Raw genomic sequence first — 15,938 nt, forward strand, 5'->3', positions numbered from 1 at the left:
GCTAATATAACGTCGTGTTTTTCATCGGATGCGGTAGGAGGCATCAGGTGAATAGGCGCATGCGCAATTGGTGACTGCGATCTCGGGAGGAGAGCAGATGCTTGCAACCAGTGTATCGCTAGACGACAAATATACAGCAGAGGAAGGCCGCGTTTTCATGACCGGCCTGCAGACGCTTGTGCGGCTGCCCATGACCCAGATGCGGCGTGACCGCGCCGCCGGTCTCAACACCGCAGCCTTCATATCCGGCTATCGCGGCTCGCCGCTCGGCGGCTACGATCAGCAGCTCTTGAAAGCCAAGACCTATCTCGACGCGCATGACGTCACTTTCCAACCGGGCATCAACGAAGACCTTGCAGCCACGGCCATCTGGGGCACGCAGCAAGTCGGTCTGTCGCCCGGCGTACGAAAGGACGGCGTGCTCGGCATCTGGTACGGCAAAGGTCCCGGCGTCGACCGCTCCGGTGACGTGCTGAAACACGGCAATGCCGCCGGCACGTCGAAACATGGTGGCGTCCTCTGTTTTGCTGGTGACGATCATTCCGCCAAATCCTCCACCATGCCGCATCAGACCGACCATGATTTCATGTCGGCGGTTATTCCGGTTCTCTACCCGTCCTCGATCCACGAATTCCTTGAATACGGCCTGCTCGGCATCGCCATGTCGCGCTATTCCGGCTGCTGGGTCGGCATGAAGTTTATCGCCGACACCATCGAGACGACGGCTGCCGTCGATCTCTCCGGCGAGAAGCGGCAATTCGTGCTGCCGACCGATTTCGAGTTGCCGCCCGGCGGCTTGAACCTGCGCTGGCCCGACCCGCCGCTCGTCCAGGACGACCGGCTGCAGACCTACAAGGCCTATGCGGCGATCGCCTTCGCCCGCGCCAATCGCGTCGACGAGATTACTCATGATGTGCCGAACGCCCGCCTCGGCATCATCTCCTCCGGCAAGGCCTATGAGGACGTATTGCAGGCGCTACGCGAACTCGAAATCGGCCCCAGGGAAATGGCCGCGATCGGCCTGCGTATCCTGAAAGTCCGTATGCCCTGGCCGCTGGAGCCGGAAGCCGTCCGGCATTTCTCCGAAGGGCTGGACGAGGTACTCGTCGTCGAGGAACGGCGCGAGATCATCGAAAACCAGATCAAGCAGCAGCTCTTCAACTGGCGCGCCGACGTCCGCCCACGCATCGTCGGCAAGTTCGACGAGCACGACAAACCCTATCTCAGCTTGTCGGCGGCGCTGACCGTCGGCTCGGTGGCGAGGGCCATTGCCGGGCGTATCGTCAAGCTCGATCTCGATCCTTCGTTGCACGACCAGATCGCCGCCAAGCTTGCCTATCTCGCCGAACGCGGCGAGATCAGCCGCACACACGTCGCACCCGTGCAGCGCACGCCGTTCTTCTGCTCCGGTTGTCCGCACAATACGTCCACCCGTGTCCCCGAAGGCAGCCGGGCCCTGGCCGGCATAGGCTGCCACTACATGGTCACCTGGATGGACCGCAACACCGAGACCTTCTCGCAGATGGGCGGCGAAGGCGTGCCCTGGACGGCGATTGCCCGCTACACCGACGAGAAGCACATGTTCGTCAATCTCGGGGACGGCACCTATTTCCATTCCGGCATACTCGCCATTCGCCAGTCGGTCGCCGCCAAGGTCAACGTCACCTACAAGCTGCTCTACAACGACGCCGTCGCCATGACCGGCGGCCAGCCGATCGACGGTTATCTGACGCCCGAACTCTTGACCCGCCAGTTGCACGGCGAAGGCGTCACGCCGATCTATCTGCTCGCGGAAAATCCCGCGGCCTATTCGTCATCTGACCTGGCTCCCGGGGTCAAAGTCCTGCATCGCGACAGTATCGATCAAGTCATGCTGAAGCTGCGCGAGACCGAGGGCTGCTCGGCGATCGTCTATGTCCAGACCTGCGCCGCGGAAAAGCGTCGCCGCAGAAGCCGCGGCCTGCTGGAGGACCCCGCCAAGCGCGTCTTTATCAATCCGGCCGTTTGCGAAGGCTGCGGCGATTGTTCGGTGCAGTCCAACTGCATCTCGGTCGAGCCGCTGGAAACGGAATTCGGCCGCAAACGGCAGATCAACCAGTCGAGCTGCAACAAGGACTTCTCCTGCGTCAAGGGCTTTTGCCCCTCTTTCGTCACTGTCCACGGCGGCAAGCGCCGCAAGCGCCAGGCGCTGGAACATGCGGATGCCGAGGTCCCGATGCCGGAGGTCCCTTTGATTGGCGAGCGACCCTGGAACATCGCGATCGCAGGCGTTGGCGGCACCGGCATTCTGACCATTGGCGCCATCCTCGGCATGGCCGCGCATCTCGACGGCAAGGTGCCGATGATCCTCGACATGGCAGGTCTCGCGCAGAAGGGCGGCGCTGTCATGAGCCATCTGCGCATCGGCTATAGCGAGGCCGACGTAACCTCGTCGCGCATTGTCAACGGTGGCGCCGACTTGCTGCTCGCTGCCGACGAAGTGGTCGGCGCGTCCAAGGATGCGATTACGCTCTGTGCCTCGACCCGCACGACTGCCATCGTCAATACCGGCCTGATGCCGGTTGCCGACTTTGTTCGCAATCGCGACTTTGATTTCAAGATCGGCTCGATTCAGCATACCATCGCCAAGACCGTCAGCGATAAATCCGTCTTTCTCGATTTTGGTCATGTCGCGACCGCGGTCACCGGGGATGCCATGTCGACCAATATCCTTCTGACCGGCTTTGCCTGGCAGCGAGGCCTGCTGCCGCTGTCGCTGGAAGCTATCGAGAAGGCAATCGAGCTGAACGGCGTGGCCGTGAAGGCCAGCCTCTCGGCCTTCCATTGGGGCCGTCTGTTGGCGCATGATCCGCAATCCGTGCGCGAGATGATGACGGAACCGGATGCCGGGAAGACGCTTGCCGAGATGAGCCTCGACGAGCTGATTGCCCACCGCAAGACGCATCTGACCGCCTATCAGAACGCCGCGCTTGCTGATCGCTATGCCGCTTTCGTCGAGCGCGCCAAAGCTGTTACTGCAAGAGAGCGCCTATCGGACAAGATACCTTTCGCCGTGGCCGTCACTTATGCGCGTGTTCTGGCCTATAAGGACGAATATGAGGTGGCGCGGCTGTTGACCGATCCGGCTTTCGAGGCCCACCTTCGTAACGAGATGGAAGGCGACTTCAAGCTGGCCTTCAATCTCGCCCCGCCCATGCTTGCTGGCAAGGATCCGAACGGCCGGCCGAAGAAGCGTGAATTCGGCCGCTGGATATTGCCGCTACTTCGCAGGCTCGCGCCGATGAAGCGGTTGCGCGGTACCCCCTTCGATCCTTTCGGTTATCTGCCGGAACGCCGGCTGGAGCGCCGGTTGATCGGCGAATACGAGGCGATCGCCGAGCGTGTTCTGAACGGCCTGCGCGCGGAAAATGAGACGGAGGCCCTTGCCACCCTGTCGTTGTTCGATGAGATCAGAGGCTTCGGGCCGATCAAGGAAGAGGCGGCCCGCAAGGTCATGGCGCGGATCGCCGAGAAGTTGAAGACCTATGAAATGCCGGAGGAGAAGCACCACGTTCCCGCCGATGCGGCGTGATGGTCTCAAAAGAGGATGAGGAGAAAGCATGCTTCCAAGTGGCACCTAGCTGCTTCTGGTTCATGTGTTGGGAGGGGAAGACGATGTTTGCAGGGGGATTGAACTTCGCGCTCGGCGAGGAGATCGAGGCACTGCGCGACAGCGTGCGCCGCTTTGCCGGTCAGCGCATCGCACCGCTTGCCGACGAATTCGATCGTAACAACGGTTTTCCGATCGAGCTGTGGCGGGAGATGGGCGATCTTGGGCTGCTTGGCATCACCGCCGATGAAGCCTATGGGGGCGCCGGTCTCGGCTATGTCGCGCATGCGGTCGCCATGGAAGAAATCAGTCGGGCCTCGGCCTCCGTTGGTCTGAGTTACGGCGCCCATTCCAATCTCTGCGTCAACCAGATCAACCGCAACGGCACCGACGAGCAAAAAGCGCGCTATCTGCCGAAGCTGATTTCCGGCGAGCATATCGGTGCGCTCGCCATGTCGGAGCCCGGCTCAGGCTCCGACGTCGTCTCGATGAAGCTGCAGGCTCAAAAGCATGGCGACCGTTATGTGTTGAACGGCAGCAAGATGTGGATCACCAACGGCCCGGATGCCGATATCCTGGTCGTCTATGCCAAGACCGCGCCGGAGGCTGGCCCGCGCGGCATCACCGCTTTTTTGGTCGAAAAGGGTTTTGAGGGTTTCTCCGTGGGCCAGAAACTCGACAAGCTCGGCATGCGCGGTTCCAGCACCTCGGAGCTGGTTTTTATCGACTGCGAGGTGCCGGCGGAAAATGTGTTGGGGCAGGTCGATGGCGGCGTCCGCGTGCTGATGTCCGGCCTCGACTATGAGCGCGTCGTCCTCTCGGGTGGCCCGCTCGGCATCATGGCCGCCTGCATGGACGTTGTGCTGCCTTACCTCCATGAGCGCAGGCAGTTCGGCCAGCCGATCGGCGAATTCCAGCTCATGCAGGGCAAACTTGCCGATATGTATGTGACCATGAATGCCGCCCGCGCCTATGTCTATGCGGTCGCCGCCGCCTGCGATCGTGGCGAAACCAACCGCAAGGACGCTGCCGGCTGTATCCTCTACGCTGCCGAGAAAGCGACTGCCATGGCGCTCGAATGCATCCAGGCCCTTGGCGGAAATGGCTACACCAACGACTATCCCGCCGGCCGGCTGCTGCGTGATGCCAAGCTCTACGAAATCGGCGCCGGCACCTCCGAAATCCGCCGCATGCTGATCGGGCGGGAGCTTTTTGCCGAGACTGTCTGATTTTGAAATTTCGCCCCCAATCTTTCGGTGATACTGCATGACCGCCCTGAAATCACAAATCTCCACGCATTCGGACCGTTTCAGAGACAATCGCGCTGCGATGTTGGAGGCGATTGCGGTGGCCGAGGCGGCGGTCTTGCGGGCGGCTGAGGGCGGCGGCGTGCAGGCGCGAGAGCGCCATGTCGGCCGAGGCAAGATGCTGCCGCGCGACCGGGTGGCGGGACTGATCGATCCCGCGACGCCTTTTCTCGAGATCGGCGCGACGGCCGCCCACGGCATGTATGGCGATGGAGCGCCAGGTGCCGGACTGATCGCCGGTATCGGCCGCGTTGTGGGCCGCGACTGCATGATCGTGTGCAACGATGCCACGGTCAAAGGCGGCACCTACTATCCGATCACGGTGAAGAAGCATTTGCGGGCTCAGGAGATCGCGGCGGAAAATAATCTGCCATGCCTCTATCTGGTCGATTCCGGCGGAGCCAATCTGCCGAACCAGGATGAGGTCTTTCCCGACCGCGATCATTTCGGCCGCATCTTCTACAATCAGGCCAATATGTCGGCGGCGGGCATTCCGCAGATCGCCGTGGTGATGGGTTCGTGCACGGCTGGGGGCGCCTATGTGCCGGCTATGTCCGACGAGACCATCATCGTCGAAGGGCAGGGGACAATCTTTCTCGCCGGGCCGCCGCTGGTCAAAGCCGCGACCGGCGAGGTGGTTTCTGCCGAGGATCTCGGCGGCGGCGACGTGCACACGCGCCTTTCCGGCGTCGCCGACTATCTGGCGCGGGATGATGCCCATGCGCTTGCCATGGCGCGGCAGGCCATTGCCAATCTCAATCGCCACAAGCCGACGACTGTCGAACTCACCACACCGGAGCCGCCGCTTTACGATCCGGAAGATATTCTCGGTATCGTGCCCTCCGATCTGCGCACGCCCTATGATGTTCGCGAAGTCATCGCCCGCGTTGTCGATGGCTCGCGCCTCGACGAATTCAAGGCGCGCTATGGCGCTACACTGGTCTGCGGCTTTGCTCATATCCACGGAATCCCCGTCGGCATCATTGCCAACAATGGCGTGCTGTTTTCGGAATCGGCGCTGAAAGGCGCGCATTTCGTCGAGCTTTGCTCGCAGCGTAAAATCCCGTTAGTCTTCCTGCAGAACATCACCGGCTTCATGGTTGGCCGGAAATACGAGACGGAGGGCATCGCCAAGCACGGCGCCAAACTGGTGACGGCAGTGGCGACGACGAAAGTGCCGAAGATCACCATGCTGATCGGCGGCTCCTTCGGCGCCGGCAATTACGGCATGGCCGGCCGTGCTTATTCGCCGCGCTTCCTCTGGACGTGGCCGAACAGCCGCATCTCCGTCATGGGCGGAGAGCAGGCGGCAGGCGTGCTGGCGACGGTCCGCAGCGAGGCCCTGGCGCGTGCCGGTAAGCCCTGGACGAAAGAGGAGGAGGCGGCCTTCAAGCAGCCGACCCTGAAAATGTTCGAAACCCAGAGCCATCCGCTCTACGCCTCGGCGCGTCTATGGGACGACGGCATCATCGATCCACGCAGAAGCCGCGATGTACTGGCTCTGTCGCTTTCAGCCGCGCTCAATGCGCCGATCGAAGACACCCGCTTCGGCCTATTCAGGATGTGAGGAGATTGAGATGAAACGCGACATCGTCAATGCCAAGAACGCACCTCAGCCGCGTGGCGGCTACGCCCAGGCCGTCAAGCTCGAAAACTTCGAGAAATTGCTGTTCGTCAGCGGCCAGATTCCGACGACGGCCGACGATGCTCTTCCCGACGGATTTCAGGCGCAGGCGCATCAGGTCTGGCTCAATGTCGACGCCCAGCTCAAGGCCGCCGGAATGAGCAAGGCCGATATCGTCAAGGTCACCACCTATCTCGCCGACCGTCACCACACGCTCGAGAACCGCAAGATCCGCAGTGAGTACTTGGGCTCGCTCGCCCCGGCGATGACGGTGGTGATAGCAGGCATTTTCGATACCGCGTGGCTGCTCGAAGTCGAGGTCGTTGCCGCGCAATAGGGTTTGCCGATGTTTTCGAAGATATTGATCGCCAATCGCGGAGAAATCGCCTGCCGGATCATCCGTTCGGCAAGGCGGATGGGTATCCGCACGGTCGCTGTTTATTCCGACGCCGATATTGCCGCACTGCATGTGGCACTGGCCGATGAGGCGGTCCATATCGGCCCGGCGGTGGCGAGCGAGAGCTATCTTTCGAAAGACCGGATCATAGCCGCTGCACGGCGATCCGGCGTCGAGGCCATTCACCCCGGCTATGGATTTCTCTCGGAAAATGCCGATTTCGCGGAGGCCGTCGAAGCTGCCGGACTGGTTTTCATCGGCCCATCGCCGGCCTCGATCCGGGCCATGGGCCTGAAGGATGCCGCCAAGGCGTTGATGGAGCGCGCCGGTGTGCCCGTCGTTCCCGGCTATCATGGCGATAAACAGGATACGGAGTTCCTCGCGGAGCGGGCAACGGAGATCGGCTTCCCCGTTCTTATCAAGGCACGGGCAGGCGGCGGCGGCAAGGGCATGCGTCGGGTCGATCGGCCGGAGGATTTTGCCACTGCGCTGGAAGCGGCAAGGCGCGAGGCCAAATCCGCCTTCGGTGATGATGCCGTCCTCATCGAAAAATATCTGACCCAGCCCCGGCACATCGAAATCCAGGTCTTCGGCGACAGTCACGGCAATGTCGTGCATCTCTTCGAGCGCGATTGTTCTCTGCAGCGACGGCACCAGAAGGTGATTGAGGAGGCGCCGGCCCCCGGGATGACGGAGGAGATGCGTAACGCCATGGGCGAAGCTGCCGTCCGTGCAGCCCGCGCCATCGACTATCGCGGCGCCGGCACCGTTGAATTCATTGTTGATGTCTCTGGTGGCTTGTCGCCGGATCGCTTCTTTTTCATGGAAATGAACACCCGCCTGCAGGTCGAGCATCCCGTCACCGAGGCGATCGCCGGGGTCGACCTTGTCGAATGGCAACTACGGATTGCCGGTGGCGAGCCTTTGCAGAAGACCCAAGTCGAACTCACCGTTGACGGCTGGGCCTTCGAAGCGCGGCTTTATGCCGAAGACCCGTCGCGGGGTTTTCTGCCGGCGACCGGCACGCTCTCGCATCTCAGATTTCCCGACGGCGATGTCCGCATCGACACCGGCGTGCACGAAGGCGACAGCATCACGCCGCATTACGATCCCCTGATCGCCAAGCTCATTGTTTACGCGCCAACCCGCCAAGCAGCCCTCGCCAAGTTGACGCGGGCGCTGCAGGATACGCAGGTTGCCGGAACAGTAAGCAATCTCGACTTTCTGGTCCGCTTGAGCCAGCAGCCGGATTTCGTTGCGGGCCATCCGGATACGGGCCTGATCGACCGCGAGGCGGAGACGCTGACCGCCGCATCAATCCCGGACGATATCGCGCTTGCCATTGCCGCCATCTTCGAGGCGGGGTGCATGGCGCGATCCCATGCGCGCGATCCCTGGCAATCGCTTGGCGCCTGGCAGCTTTGGGGCGAGGCGAGCCGGCCTGCCGCCCTGCATCACCGCGGCGGTCATACGAACTGCGGCGTGATTGCGAAAGGACAAGATCTCTTCTCTGTGCATCTCGATGATCGTGCTGTCGGCGTTCGCATCGTCGGCCGCACCGACAACGGCTGCCGCGTCGAGATCAATGGCCGGCAGTCGAGTGCCGATATCTTCCAGACTCTGCATGACATGACGCTGTTCCTCGATGGCCATACCCATCATTTCCATCGACCCGATCCGCTGGATGGCGTCGAGGAAGGGGCCGTCGGTGGTGACCGGCTGATCGCGCCGATGCCTGGCCTCATCAAGATTGTCCGAGTGCAGGAAGGCGATATGGTCGCCAGGGGCGAGGCGCTGATCGTGATGGAAGCCATGAAGATGGAACTGACACTGACGGCGACGCGCGACGGCGTGGTGGAAAGCCTCAACGTCGGCGAGGGTGATCAAACCAGTGAGAGCGCCGTCCTGCTGTCGCTCCGGCCAGAGGACGAACAATGACCGATCGCCCTTCCAACCACGTCACCATCGTCGAGATGGCGCCGCGAGACGGCCTGCAGAACGAAAAACGGCTGATCGGCGCGGAGACCAAGATCGAGCTGGTGGATCTGCTCTCCGACTGCGGTTTCGAGCGTATCGAAGTCACCAGCTTCGTCAGCCCGAAATGGGTGCCGCAGCTCTCCGATGCTGCTGACGTCATGGCCGGGATCAAACGAAAGCCCGGCGTCCGCTATGCGGTTCTGACGCCGAATATGCAGGGGTTCGAGGCGGCACTTGCCGCTGGCGCCGACGAGGTGGCGATCTTCGCATCGGCTTCCGAAAGCTTTTCAGTCCGCAACATCAATTGCTCCATCGCCGAAAGCATCGAGCGTTTCCGGCCGGTGGCGGCGGCAAGCCGCGATCGCGGCATTCCCCTGCGCGGCTACGTCAGTTGCGTCGTTGAATGCCCCTATGAGGGCGCGGTGCCGCCGGCGAATGCCGCAAGCGTCGCCCGACAATTGCAGGAGCTCGGCTGCTACGAGGTCAGCCTTGGCGACACGATCGGCAGAGGCAAACCGGAGGCGGTGGACAGGATGCTGGAAGCCGTGCTTGCCGCTCTTCCCGCCAGTATGCTGGCCGGCCATTTTCACGATACCTCTGGGCGGGCACTAGACAATATCGGCGTAGCGCTGGATCGGGGCCTGCGGGTATTCGACGCCGCTGCCGGCGGTCTCGGCGGCTGCCCCTTCGCGCCCGGCGCCAAAGGCAACGTCGATACCGTGTCGGTTCACCGCTATCTGGCACTGCACGGCTTCGAGACTGGTCTCGACGAGGAGAAACTTGCCCACGCCGCCGCCTTTGCCAGCAGCCTCAGGAGTCCCGTATGACATCGCAAACGATCCAGATCGCTATCGGGGAACGCGGCGTCGCCCGCCTGACCCTGGCGCGCCCGGAAAAGCACAACGCCCTATCGGCTGAGATGATCGATGCCCTGACCGAGGCCGCTTACGATCTTGGCCGGAATGCGAGCGTGCGCGTCGTCGTCCTCGCGGGCGAGGGGGCAAGTTTCTGCGCCGGCGGCGATCTCGGCTGGATGCGCGCGCAGTTTGACGCCACCCGGGCTGAGCGCATCGCAGAAGCCCGCCGGCTCGCCATGTTGTTCAAGGCCTTGAACGAATTGCCGAAGCCGTTGATCGCCCGCGTGCACGGCAATGCTTTCGGCGGCGGCATCGGCATCCTCAGTGTCTGCGACATGGCGATATCAGCCGCTACGGCCCGCTTCGGTCTGACGGAGGTTCGCCTCGGGATCATCCCGGCCACCATCAGCCCGTATGTGATCGCCCGCATCGGCGAGGCCAAGGCCCGCCCGCTCTTTCTCTCCGGCAAGATCATCGATGCCTGGCAAGCCCATGCCGCCGGCTTACTGACCCGCGTCGTCCCTGAGGACGCGCTCGACGAAGCCATCGAATCCGAAATCCGCCATCTCCTCGCCGCTTCGCCGCAGGCCTCCGCGCGAGCAAAAGCTCTGGCCCGTTCTCTCGGCGTGCCGATCACTGATGACCTTATCGACCGCGTCATCACGCAATTGGCCGATACCTGGGAGACGGAGGAAGCAAGGGAAGGGCTGGCAGCGTTTTTCGAACGGCGAGAACCGAGCTGGAGATAGGAAGTCTACGCCAACCTATTTTTCGCTATTGTAAGTTGTGGAAAATTTTCACTCCCCGTCGTCGTCAAATCCCCTGAAGCCGGTTTGTCCCAACGAAAGCCGATGATCGCTCCTTTCGTCGCTTCTTGAAACAGATTGTCTGAGATGACAGCCGCGCCGGCGCCGTCGACGACGGAGACGGCGCAGCCGATGGGGGCTTGACGTATGATGTTGCCGGTGGCGACGAGGTTGCGCAGATAGGCGCCCCAGCCCAGTTTGAGGCCCCAGAGCGGGGCATTTTCGATAAGGTTCGAAGCAATCAGCGTGTCGGCTTCTGCCGAGATCCCGATGCCGAAACCGCTCTCCTGGGCATAGGGACCGGTCAGCAACAGATTGCGGACGATATTGCCGGTGACGCTGGCGAGCCGGCCGCCCTTGTCGAAATTGGCAATCGCGATGCCGTTTGCCGCGCCGTCGATGAGATTGTTGCTGACCACGGCGCCTTCGAACTCGAATTCGCAGAAGATAGCCGTTTCGCCTGAGCGCAGGCATTGATTACCTGTGATCTGAACGTTCGATGCCGAATTGGCCCGTACGGCGGTGAAAGCGCAATCAGCGATCTGGTTGCCGGAGACCAAGACGCCGCCGGCGCGAAAGACGTTGATGCCGTTGCCGTTTTGGCCGGTGCCACCGTCGTTGGCACCGATGCGGGCGATGCGGTTGCCGCTGACGACGCTGCCGTCTGCGCCCTTGTCCCAGCGGTGGATGAGGATGCCGCCATTGCCGCAATCCTCGACCGTATTGCCGGTGATCGTCAACCCAGTCGATTGGACGGAATAAAGGCCAGCCTCCGCGGCGCCTGATATTCGGCTGCGTTCGATGCGCCCGCCGCAGCGCTCCAATTGCAGCGCATGTTTGCGGCTGCCGGCGATTTCGCAATTGTCGATGAGGACTTGGTCGATGCCGGCAAATTGCAGCAATCCGCCGGCATAGTCGGCAAGCCACCGATTGCCGCCGTCGAGAACGAGGCCGGATAGTTCGATGCGTTTGGCCTTGTCGGCGCTCATCAGATGGCCCTCGCCACCATAGACGAGCCGTGAGGCGCCGGGGATGCCGGTAATGCGGGTGTTATCGGGCAATGTGAGGTTCGAGACATCATAGTTGCCGGGCGGCAGGAAGACCGGCGCGTTGTTACGCGCGGCGTTGTCGATCACCGCCTGGAGCTTGCCGCTTCGGATATCGCTGGTGCCTGGCGTCGCCTTGTAAGCGATAGCATCGATCGGTCCGCGCATCTCGGCGGCCGCGATCTTGGCGAGCGGTGCCGCAAGAGAGCGTTGCGCAAACAGGCCGGCGGCGGCCGAGGCGGCGATATAGGCGATGAACGCGCGGCGCTGGACCATTGTTAACTCCTGACTGAGCCTTTCGAAGCAGAAAACGTGCCACGCGCATGTGTCCTGATATGGCACGGGAAAGAACGCGATTATCGCGAAAGTGGGCTTCCTGTTTTTCAGGTGTTTCGCCCTTTTATTCTTTCATTCACCCATCCGCTTAAGAGGCTTGAAGGAAGCGCGAACTATACTGATCGCGTTTCAGTTGTGACATTTGAGAAAGCCGCGCCTGCGGCTGTAATGGGAGAATGCGCATCATGAATAAGCCGGCTTTTCAGCACGCGCGGACAAGCGAGCGTGGTCGTACGCTCGACATCGAAACGGAGCGTCTGTTGGCGGCGACGCAAGCGCTGATGGCGGCGAACGCGCACCATGTTGCCGATGGCATCGAGCAATTGCGGCTCAAGGCGATCGTGCATGAACTGCCGGATTTTCTCTTCGTCAAGGATCGTGAAAGCCGCTTCGTCTTCGCCAACGCCGCCACTGCAAAAAGTTTGGGATTGGAGAGAGCGAGTGCGCTCGCCGGCAAGACCGATTTCGATTTGATGCCGCCGGAGCAGGCTAGCGAATACTACCGTATCGAGCAGGAAATCATCGCTACCGGCAAGCCTCGGATCGATATGGAGGATGTCGTCCTTTCTGCGAGCGGCGGAAAGCCGGTCTATCGGCTGACCTCGAAATTGCCGCTGCGCAACGATCGCGGTGAGGTGATCGGTCTGATCTGCAGTTCCCGCGATATCACCGAGCGCAAGCGCCAGGAGCATCTGCGCCGCAGCCAGGCCGAACTGTTGGAAATGATCGCCAAGAGCGAGCCGCTGGAGATGATCCTCGAGGCTCTGGTGCTGATGGTTGAGGACCAGATGGTCGGCATCAAAGGGTCGGTGCTGCTGCTGGATCATGAAGGCATACATCTGTCCCATGGCGCCGCGCCCAATCTGCCCGCCGCCTACAGCCGCCTGATCGACGGCATTGCCATCGGCCCGAAGGTCGGCTCCTGCGGTACGGCCGCCTGGCGCGGCAAGCCGGTCTTCGTCAACGACACGCAGACTGATCCCCTTTGGCAGGATTTTCGCGGGCTTGCCGCGCAATTCGATCTGTATTCCTGTTGGTCGACGCCAATCATGACCTCGCAGGGCAACGTGCTTGGCACTCTCGGGCTCTATTCCAGCGCGGTACGCGAGCCGACCGAGTGCGAGCTGGAGTTGATCGCCATGGCGACCCACATCGCCGGCATCGCCATCGAGCGCAAGCGCGCTGAAGACCGCATTTATTTCATGGCCCACCACGATGACCTCACCGGTTTGCCGAACCGTGCCTTTCTCAAGGAGAACATGGCGAAGATCCTGTTCAAGGCGCGGCGTAATGGCCGCAAGGTGACGGTCGCCTATGTCGATCTCGACAATTTCAAGCAAGTCAACGACAGTCGCGGCCACGGCGCCGGCGATGAGCTGTTGAAGGAGCTGACAGCGCGCATGGTCGATAGCCTGCGAGCCTCCGACATGGTGGTGCGCCTTGGCGGCGACGAATTCCTGCTGGTCTTCGTCCACCAGTCGCGGCGGCACGACACAGGCATCGCGCGCCGACTGCGTGAGCTGCAGAAGGCGATTACACAGCCGGTGGTGATCGGAGATATCGAGGTTTCCGTCACGAGCAGCATCGGCGTCGCGGCGTTTCCCGCCGATGGTGAGACGCCCGAGGAGCTGATCGCCTGTGCAGACGCGGCCATGTACAAGGCCAAGGAGCATGGGCGCAACCGGCTGCAATATCATACCCATAAGCCCAATGCGGCAGGTGTCATGCCGTTGAGCGAGCAGGAGGAATTGCGCAGCGCCATCGGCGCCAAGCAGTTTTTCGTGGAATACCAGCCGCAGGTCGATGTCGCGAGCGGCCGCATCGTCGGCGTCGAAGCGCTGGTGCGCTGGCGTCATCCGCGTCACGGCATGCTGCCCCCTGGCCAATTCATCCCGCTGGCGGAAGAATCCGGGCTGATCATTCCGCTCGGCTTGTTCGTATTGAACGAGGCCTGCCGGCAGGCCAAGGAGTGGCAGGCGATGGGTTTGCCGCCGGTCACGATCGCCGTCAATGTTTCGGCTCGGCAGTTCGGTGATCCAGCGCTCGCCGCTCATGTCACCGAAGCCCTGGAGGCAAGCGGTCTCGGCCCGCAATGGCTGGAGTTGGAGTTGACCGAAAGCACGCTGATGCATGACGTGCCGCGCGCCTTGCATGTGATGCAGGCGCTGAAGGCGCTCGGCGTGCGCCTGTCGATCGACGACTTCGGCACCGGCTATTCCAGCTTGGCGGCGCTGAAGACCTTTCCCTTCGACCGTCTCAAAATGGATCGTTCCTTCGTCGAGGCGTTGCCTCGCGACGAAACGACGGTTGCCATCGCCTCCGCCGTCATCTCGCTCGCGCGCCGGCTGCGCCTCGCCGTGGTCGCAGAGGGGGTGGAGTCGGACGAGCAGCTCGAGTTCCTGCGCGAGAGTCAATGCAACGAAGCGCAGGGTTTCTATTTTTCGCGGCCGGTCGGAGCAGGGGAGATCGCAAGGCTTCTAACAAGCGCCTGTGACCGCCTCGCTTGAACGCATCCCCATCTGCTGTAATCCTGCCTCCACACGCTGGCCCCTGAGTTGATTCTGTATTGGGCTCCGCGCGAAGAAGAGGGGAAGTCGATTCATGGGCAAGGGGCGCATCGAGGCCTTTTCCGATGGCGTGATCGCCATCATCATCACCATCATGGTGCTGGAATTGAAAGCGCCGCATGGCGAGGGGCTGCAGGCACTCGTGCCGCTGATTCCGACGCTGCTTTCCTATGTTCTAAGCTTCGTCTACGTCGGCATCTACTGGAACAATCACCATCATATGTTCCAGGCGGTGAAGCATGTCCGGGGTGGCGTGCTTTGGGCCAATCTGCATCTGCTATTCTGGCTGTCATTAATGCCCTTCGCCACCGGCTGGATGGACGAAAACGACTTCGCCATGACCCCCGTGATGGTTTATGGCTTCATCCTGCTGATGTGCGGTTTTGCCTACTACATCCTCGGACAAATGCTGATCCGCGTGCATGGAACGGATTCAGATTTTGCCCAGACGCTCGGCTCGGATCGTAAGGCCGGAATTTCCGTCGCCCTCTACATCCTCGCGATCATACTTGCCGCGATCAACCCGTTTATTTCCCTCGGCATCTATTTCATCGTCGCCTGCATATGGCTGGTGCCGGACCGACGGTTCGAGCAGATGATGAGGTAGAAGCGCAGTTTCGCGCTGTAGACGACTCAAGGCTCGTGCTAGTCCTTCGATATGCGGATTGCAGCCTTTCAACGTCTAGCGATGTTCGATGCCGTCGATAAGGTCGCGGATGTGCTTGCGCGCGACTTGGCGTGGGCGGACGAGCAAGGTATCGAACTCGCCCTTTTCCCGGAATGCTATCTTCAGGGACACAGTTACAACGCGGCAATTGCCGGGCGGCGCGCACTGTCTCTCGATGATCCCCGGTTGAACGCCCTTGTCGCTCGCTTTGCCGCTGGGAGGACGACTGCGGTCGTCGGCCTTTTTGAGCGGAGGGGCGATGCGCTCTACAACAGCGCCATCGTCGCCAAGGCAGGCCGGATCATCGGGGCCTATGCCAAAGCGCATCCGCTGGAAAGCGGCTGCACGCCCGGGCAGGATTTTCCTGTCTGGGAGGAGGGCCATTGGCGCTTCGGTATCAATATCTGCGCCGATTTGAGATATCCCTATACCTCGACTCGTCTGGCCCGAAAGGGGGCCGGCCTTATCTGCAATCCCATCAATCTGATGCTCCGGCCTCACAAGGCGGAAAAGTGGCATAAGCCGGGTATGGCGGGCCTGCAAATATGCGCCAAGCACACAGGGTGTTGGGTCATGGCGGCCGATGTGGTCGGCGGCAACGACGACGGCTGGTTCAGCTATGGCAGCAGCGCGATCGTCGATCCGAACGGCGTCGTCGTGGCCAAGGCGAAACCACATAACGAGGATGTCCTTGTCTTCGATCTGCCCGATCGACAACCCGAACGCGGATTCGATCAAAAAGCCCCAATGATCGCTACATAATTG

Annotated in this window: 11 protein-coding genes; 10 read left to right on the forward strand and 1 reads right to left on the reverse strand. The window is 61.6% G+C overall.

The window, feature by feature from the left end:
• Positions 1-97 precede the first annotated feature (97 nt).
• The 7 genes from CCGE525_RS06160 (at position 98) to CCGE525_RS06190 (ending at position 10,500) form a co-directional block, all read left to right on the forward strand.
• The gene (locus CCGE525_RS06160; RefSeq protein ID WP_120703516.1) at positions 98-3,571 is read left to right on the forward strand and encodes an indolepyruvate ferredoxin oxidoreductase family protein; all 3,474 of its coding nucleotides are present in this window, start codon (positions 98-100) and stop codon (positions 3,569-3,571) included.
• A gap of 83 nt (positions 3,572-3,654) precedes the next feature.
• Complete coding sequence (locus CCGE525_RS06165; protein ID WP_120703517.1) at positions 3,655-4,818, forward strand: isovaleryl-CoA dehydrogenase; 1,164 nt, start codon at positions 3,655-3,657, stop codon at positions 4,816-4,818.
• Between the two features lie 37 nt (positions 4,819-4,855).
• Complete coding sequence (locus CCGE525_RS06170) at positions 4,856-6,463, forward strand: carboxyl transferase domain-containing protein (RefSeq protein ID WP_120703518.1); 1,608 nt, start codon at positions 4,856-4,858, stop codon at positions 6,461-6,463.
• Between the two features lie 10 nt (positions 6,464-6,473).
• Positions 6,474-6,857, forward strand: coding sequence for a RidA family protein (locus CCGE525_RS06175; protein ID WP_120703519.1), 384 nt, complete (start codon positions 6,474-6,476; stop codon positions 6,855-6,857).
• Between the two features lie 9 nt (positions 6,858-6,866).
• Positions 6,867-8,855, forward strand: a complete 1,989-nt coding sequence (locus CCGE525_RS06180) for an acetyl/propionyl/methylcrotonyl-CoA carboxylase subunit alpha (RefSeq protein ID WP_120703520.1) — start codon at positions 6,867-6,869, stop codon at positions 8,853-8,855.
• Positions 8,852-9,721 carry a hydroxymethylglutaryl-CoA lyase gene (locus CCGE525_RS06185; protein WP_120703521.1) on the forward strand — a complete coding sequence of 290 codons (870 nt, stop codon included), beginning with the start codon at positions 8,852-8,854 and terminating at the stop codon, positions 9,719-9,721. The genes CCGE525_RS06180 and CCGE525_RS06185 overlap by 4 nt, the downstream gene beginning before the upstream one ends.
• The gene (locus tag CCGE525_RS06190) at positions 9,718-10,500 is read left to right on the forward strand and encodes a crotonase/enoyl-CoA hydratase family protein (protein WP_120703522.1); all 783 of its coding nucleotides are present in this window, start codon (positions 9,718-9,720) and stop codon (positions 10,498-10,500) included. The genes CCGE525_RS06185 and CCGE525_RS06190 overlap by 4 nt, the downstream gene beginning before the upstream one ends.
• 5 nt (positions 10,501-10,505) lie before the next feature.
• On the opposite strand, the gene CCGE525_RS06195 is transcribed toward CCGE525_RS06190, so the two are convergent.
• A complete protein-coding gene (locus tag CCGE525_RS06195; protein WP_120703523.1) occupies positions 10,506-11,879 on the reverse strand; it encodes a TIGR03808 family TAT-translocated repetitive protein in 1,374 nt (457 codons plus the stop codon).
• 245 nt (positions 11,880-12,124) lie between these two features.
• Here CCGE525_RS06195 and CCGE525_RS06200 point away from each other — a divergent pair, with 245 nt between their 5' ends.
• The 3 genes from CCGE525_RS06200 to CCGE525_RS06210 all read left to right on the forward strand — a co-directional run bounded on the left by CCGE525_RS06200 (position 12,125) and on the right by CCGE525_RS06210 (position 15,935).
• Positions 12,125-14,446, forward strand: coding sequence for a sensor domain-containing protein (locus CCGE525_RS06200; RefSeq protein ID WP_245472096.1), 2,322 nt, complete (start codon positions 12,125-12,127; stop codon positions 14,444-14,446).
• A 94-nt stretch (positions 14,447-14,540) separates the two neighbouring features.
• A complete protein-coding gene (locus tag CCGE525_RS06205) occupies positions 14,541-15,113 on the forward strand; it encodes a TMEM175 family protein (protein WP_120703524.1) in 573 nt (190 codons plus the stop codon).
• A gap of 81 nt (positions 15,114-15,194) precedes the next feature.
• Positions 15,195-15,935 carry a carbon-nitrogen hydrolase family protein gene (locus tag CCGE525_RS06210; protein WP_245472097.1) on the forward strand — a complete coding sequence of 247 codons (741 nt, stop codon included), beginning with the start codon at positions 15,195-15,197 and terminating at the stop codon, positions 15,933-15,935.
• Positions 15,936-15,938: the final 3 nt, after the last annotated feature.

The sequence above is a fragment of the Rhizobium jaguaris genome, from assembly GCF_003627755.1.
Classification (GTDB): Bacteria; Pseudomonadota; Alphaproteobacteria; order Rhizobiales; family Rhizobiaceae; genus Rhizobium; species Rhizobium jaguaris.

What these genes read in the sequence shown, in the direction of transcription:
- CCGE525_RS06160 (WP_120703516.1), top strand. Translation starts at nt 98, where the DNA reads ATGCTTGCAACCAGTGTATCGCTAGACGACAAATATACAGCAGAGGAA.
- CCGE525_RS06165 (WP_120703517.1), top strand. Translation starts at nt 3,655, where the DNA reads ATGTTTGCAGGGGGATTGAACTTCGCGCTCGGCGAGGAGATCGAGGCA.
- CCGE525_RS06170 (WP_120703518.1), top strand. Translation starts at nt 4,856, where the DNA reads ATGACCGCCCTGAAATCACAAATCTCCACGCATTCGGACCGTTTCAGA.
- CCGE525_RS06175 (WP_120703519.1), top strand. Translation starts at nt 6,474, where the DNA reads ATGAAACGCGACATCGTCAATGCCAAGAACGCACCTCAGCCGCGTGGC.
- CCGE525_RS06180 (WP_120703520.1), top strand. Translation starts at nt 6,867, where the DNA reads ATGTTTTCGAAGATATTGATCGCCAATCGCGGAGAAATCGCCTGCCGG.
- CCGE525_RS06185 (WP_120703521.1), top strand. Translation starts at nt 8,852, where the DNA reads ATGACCGATCGCCCTTCCAACCACGTCACCATCGTCGAGATGGCGCCG.
- CCGE525_RS06190 (WP_120703522.1), top strand. Translation starts at nt 9,718, where the DNA reads ATGACATCGCAAACGATCCAGATCGCTATCGGGGAACGCGGCGTCGCC.
- CCGE525_RS06195 (WP_120703523.1), bottom strand. Translation starts at nt 11,879, where the DNA reads ATGGTCCAGCGCCGCGCGTTCATCGCCTATATCGCCGCCTCGGCCGCC.
- CCGE525_RS06200 (WP_245472096.1), top strand. Translation starts at nt 12,125, where the DNA reads ATGAATAAGCCGGCTTTTCAGCACGCGCGGACAAGCGAGCGTGGTCGT.
- CCGE525_RS06205 (WP_120703524.1), top strand. Translation starts at nt 14,541, where the DNA reads ATGGGCAAGGGGCGCATCGAGGCCTTTTCCGATGGCGTGATCGCCATC.
- CCGE525_RS06210 (WP_245472097.1), top strand. Translation starts at nt 15,195, where the DNA reads ATGTTCGATGCCGTCGATAAGGTCGCGGATGTGCTTGCGCGCGACTTG.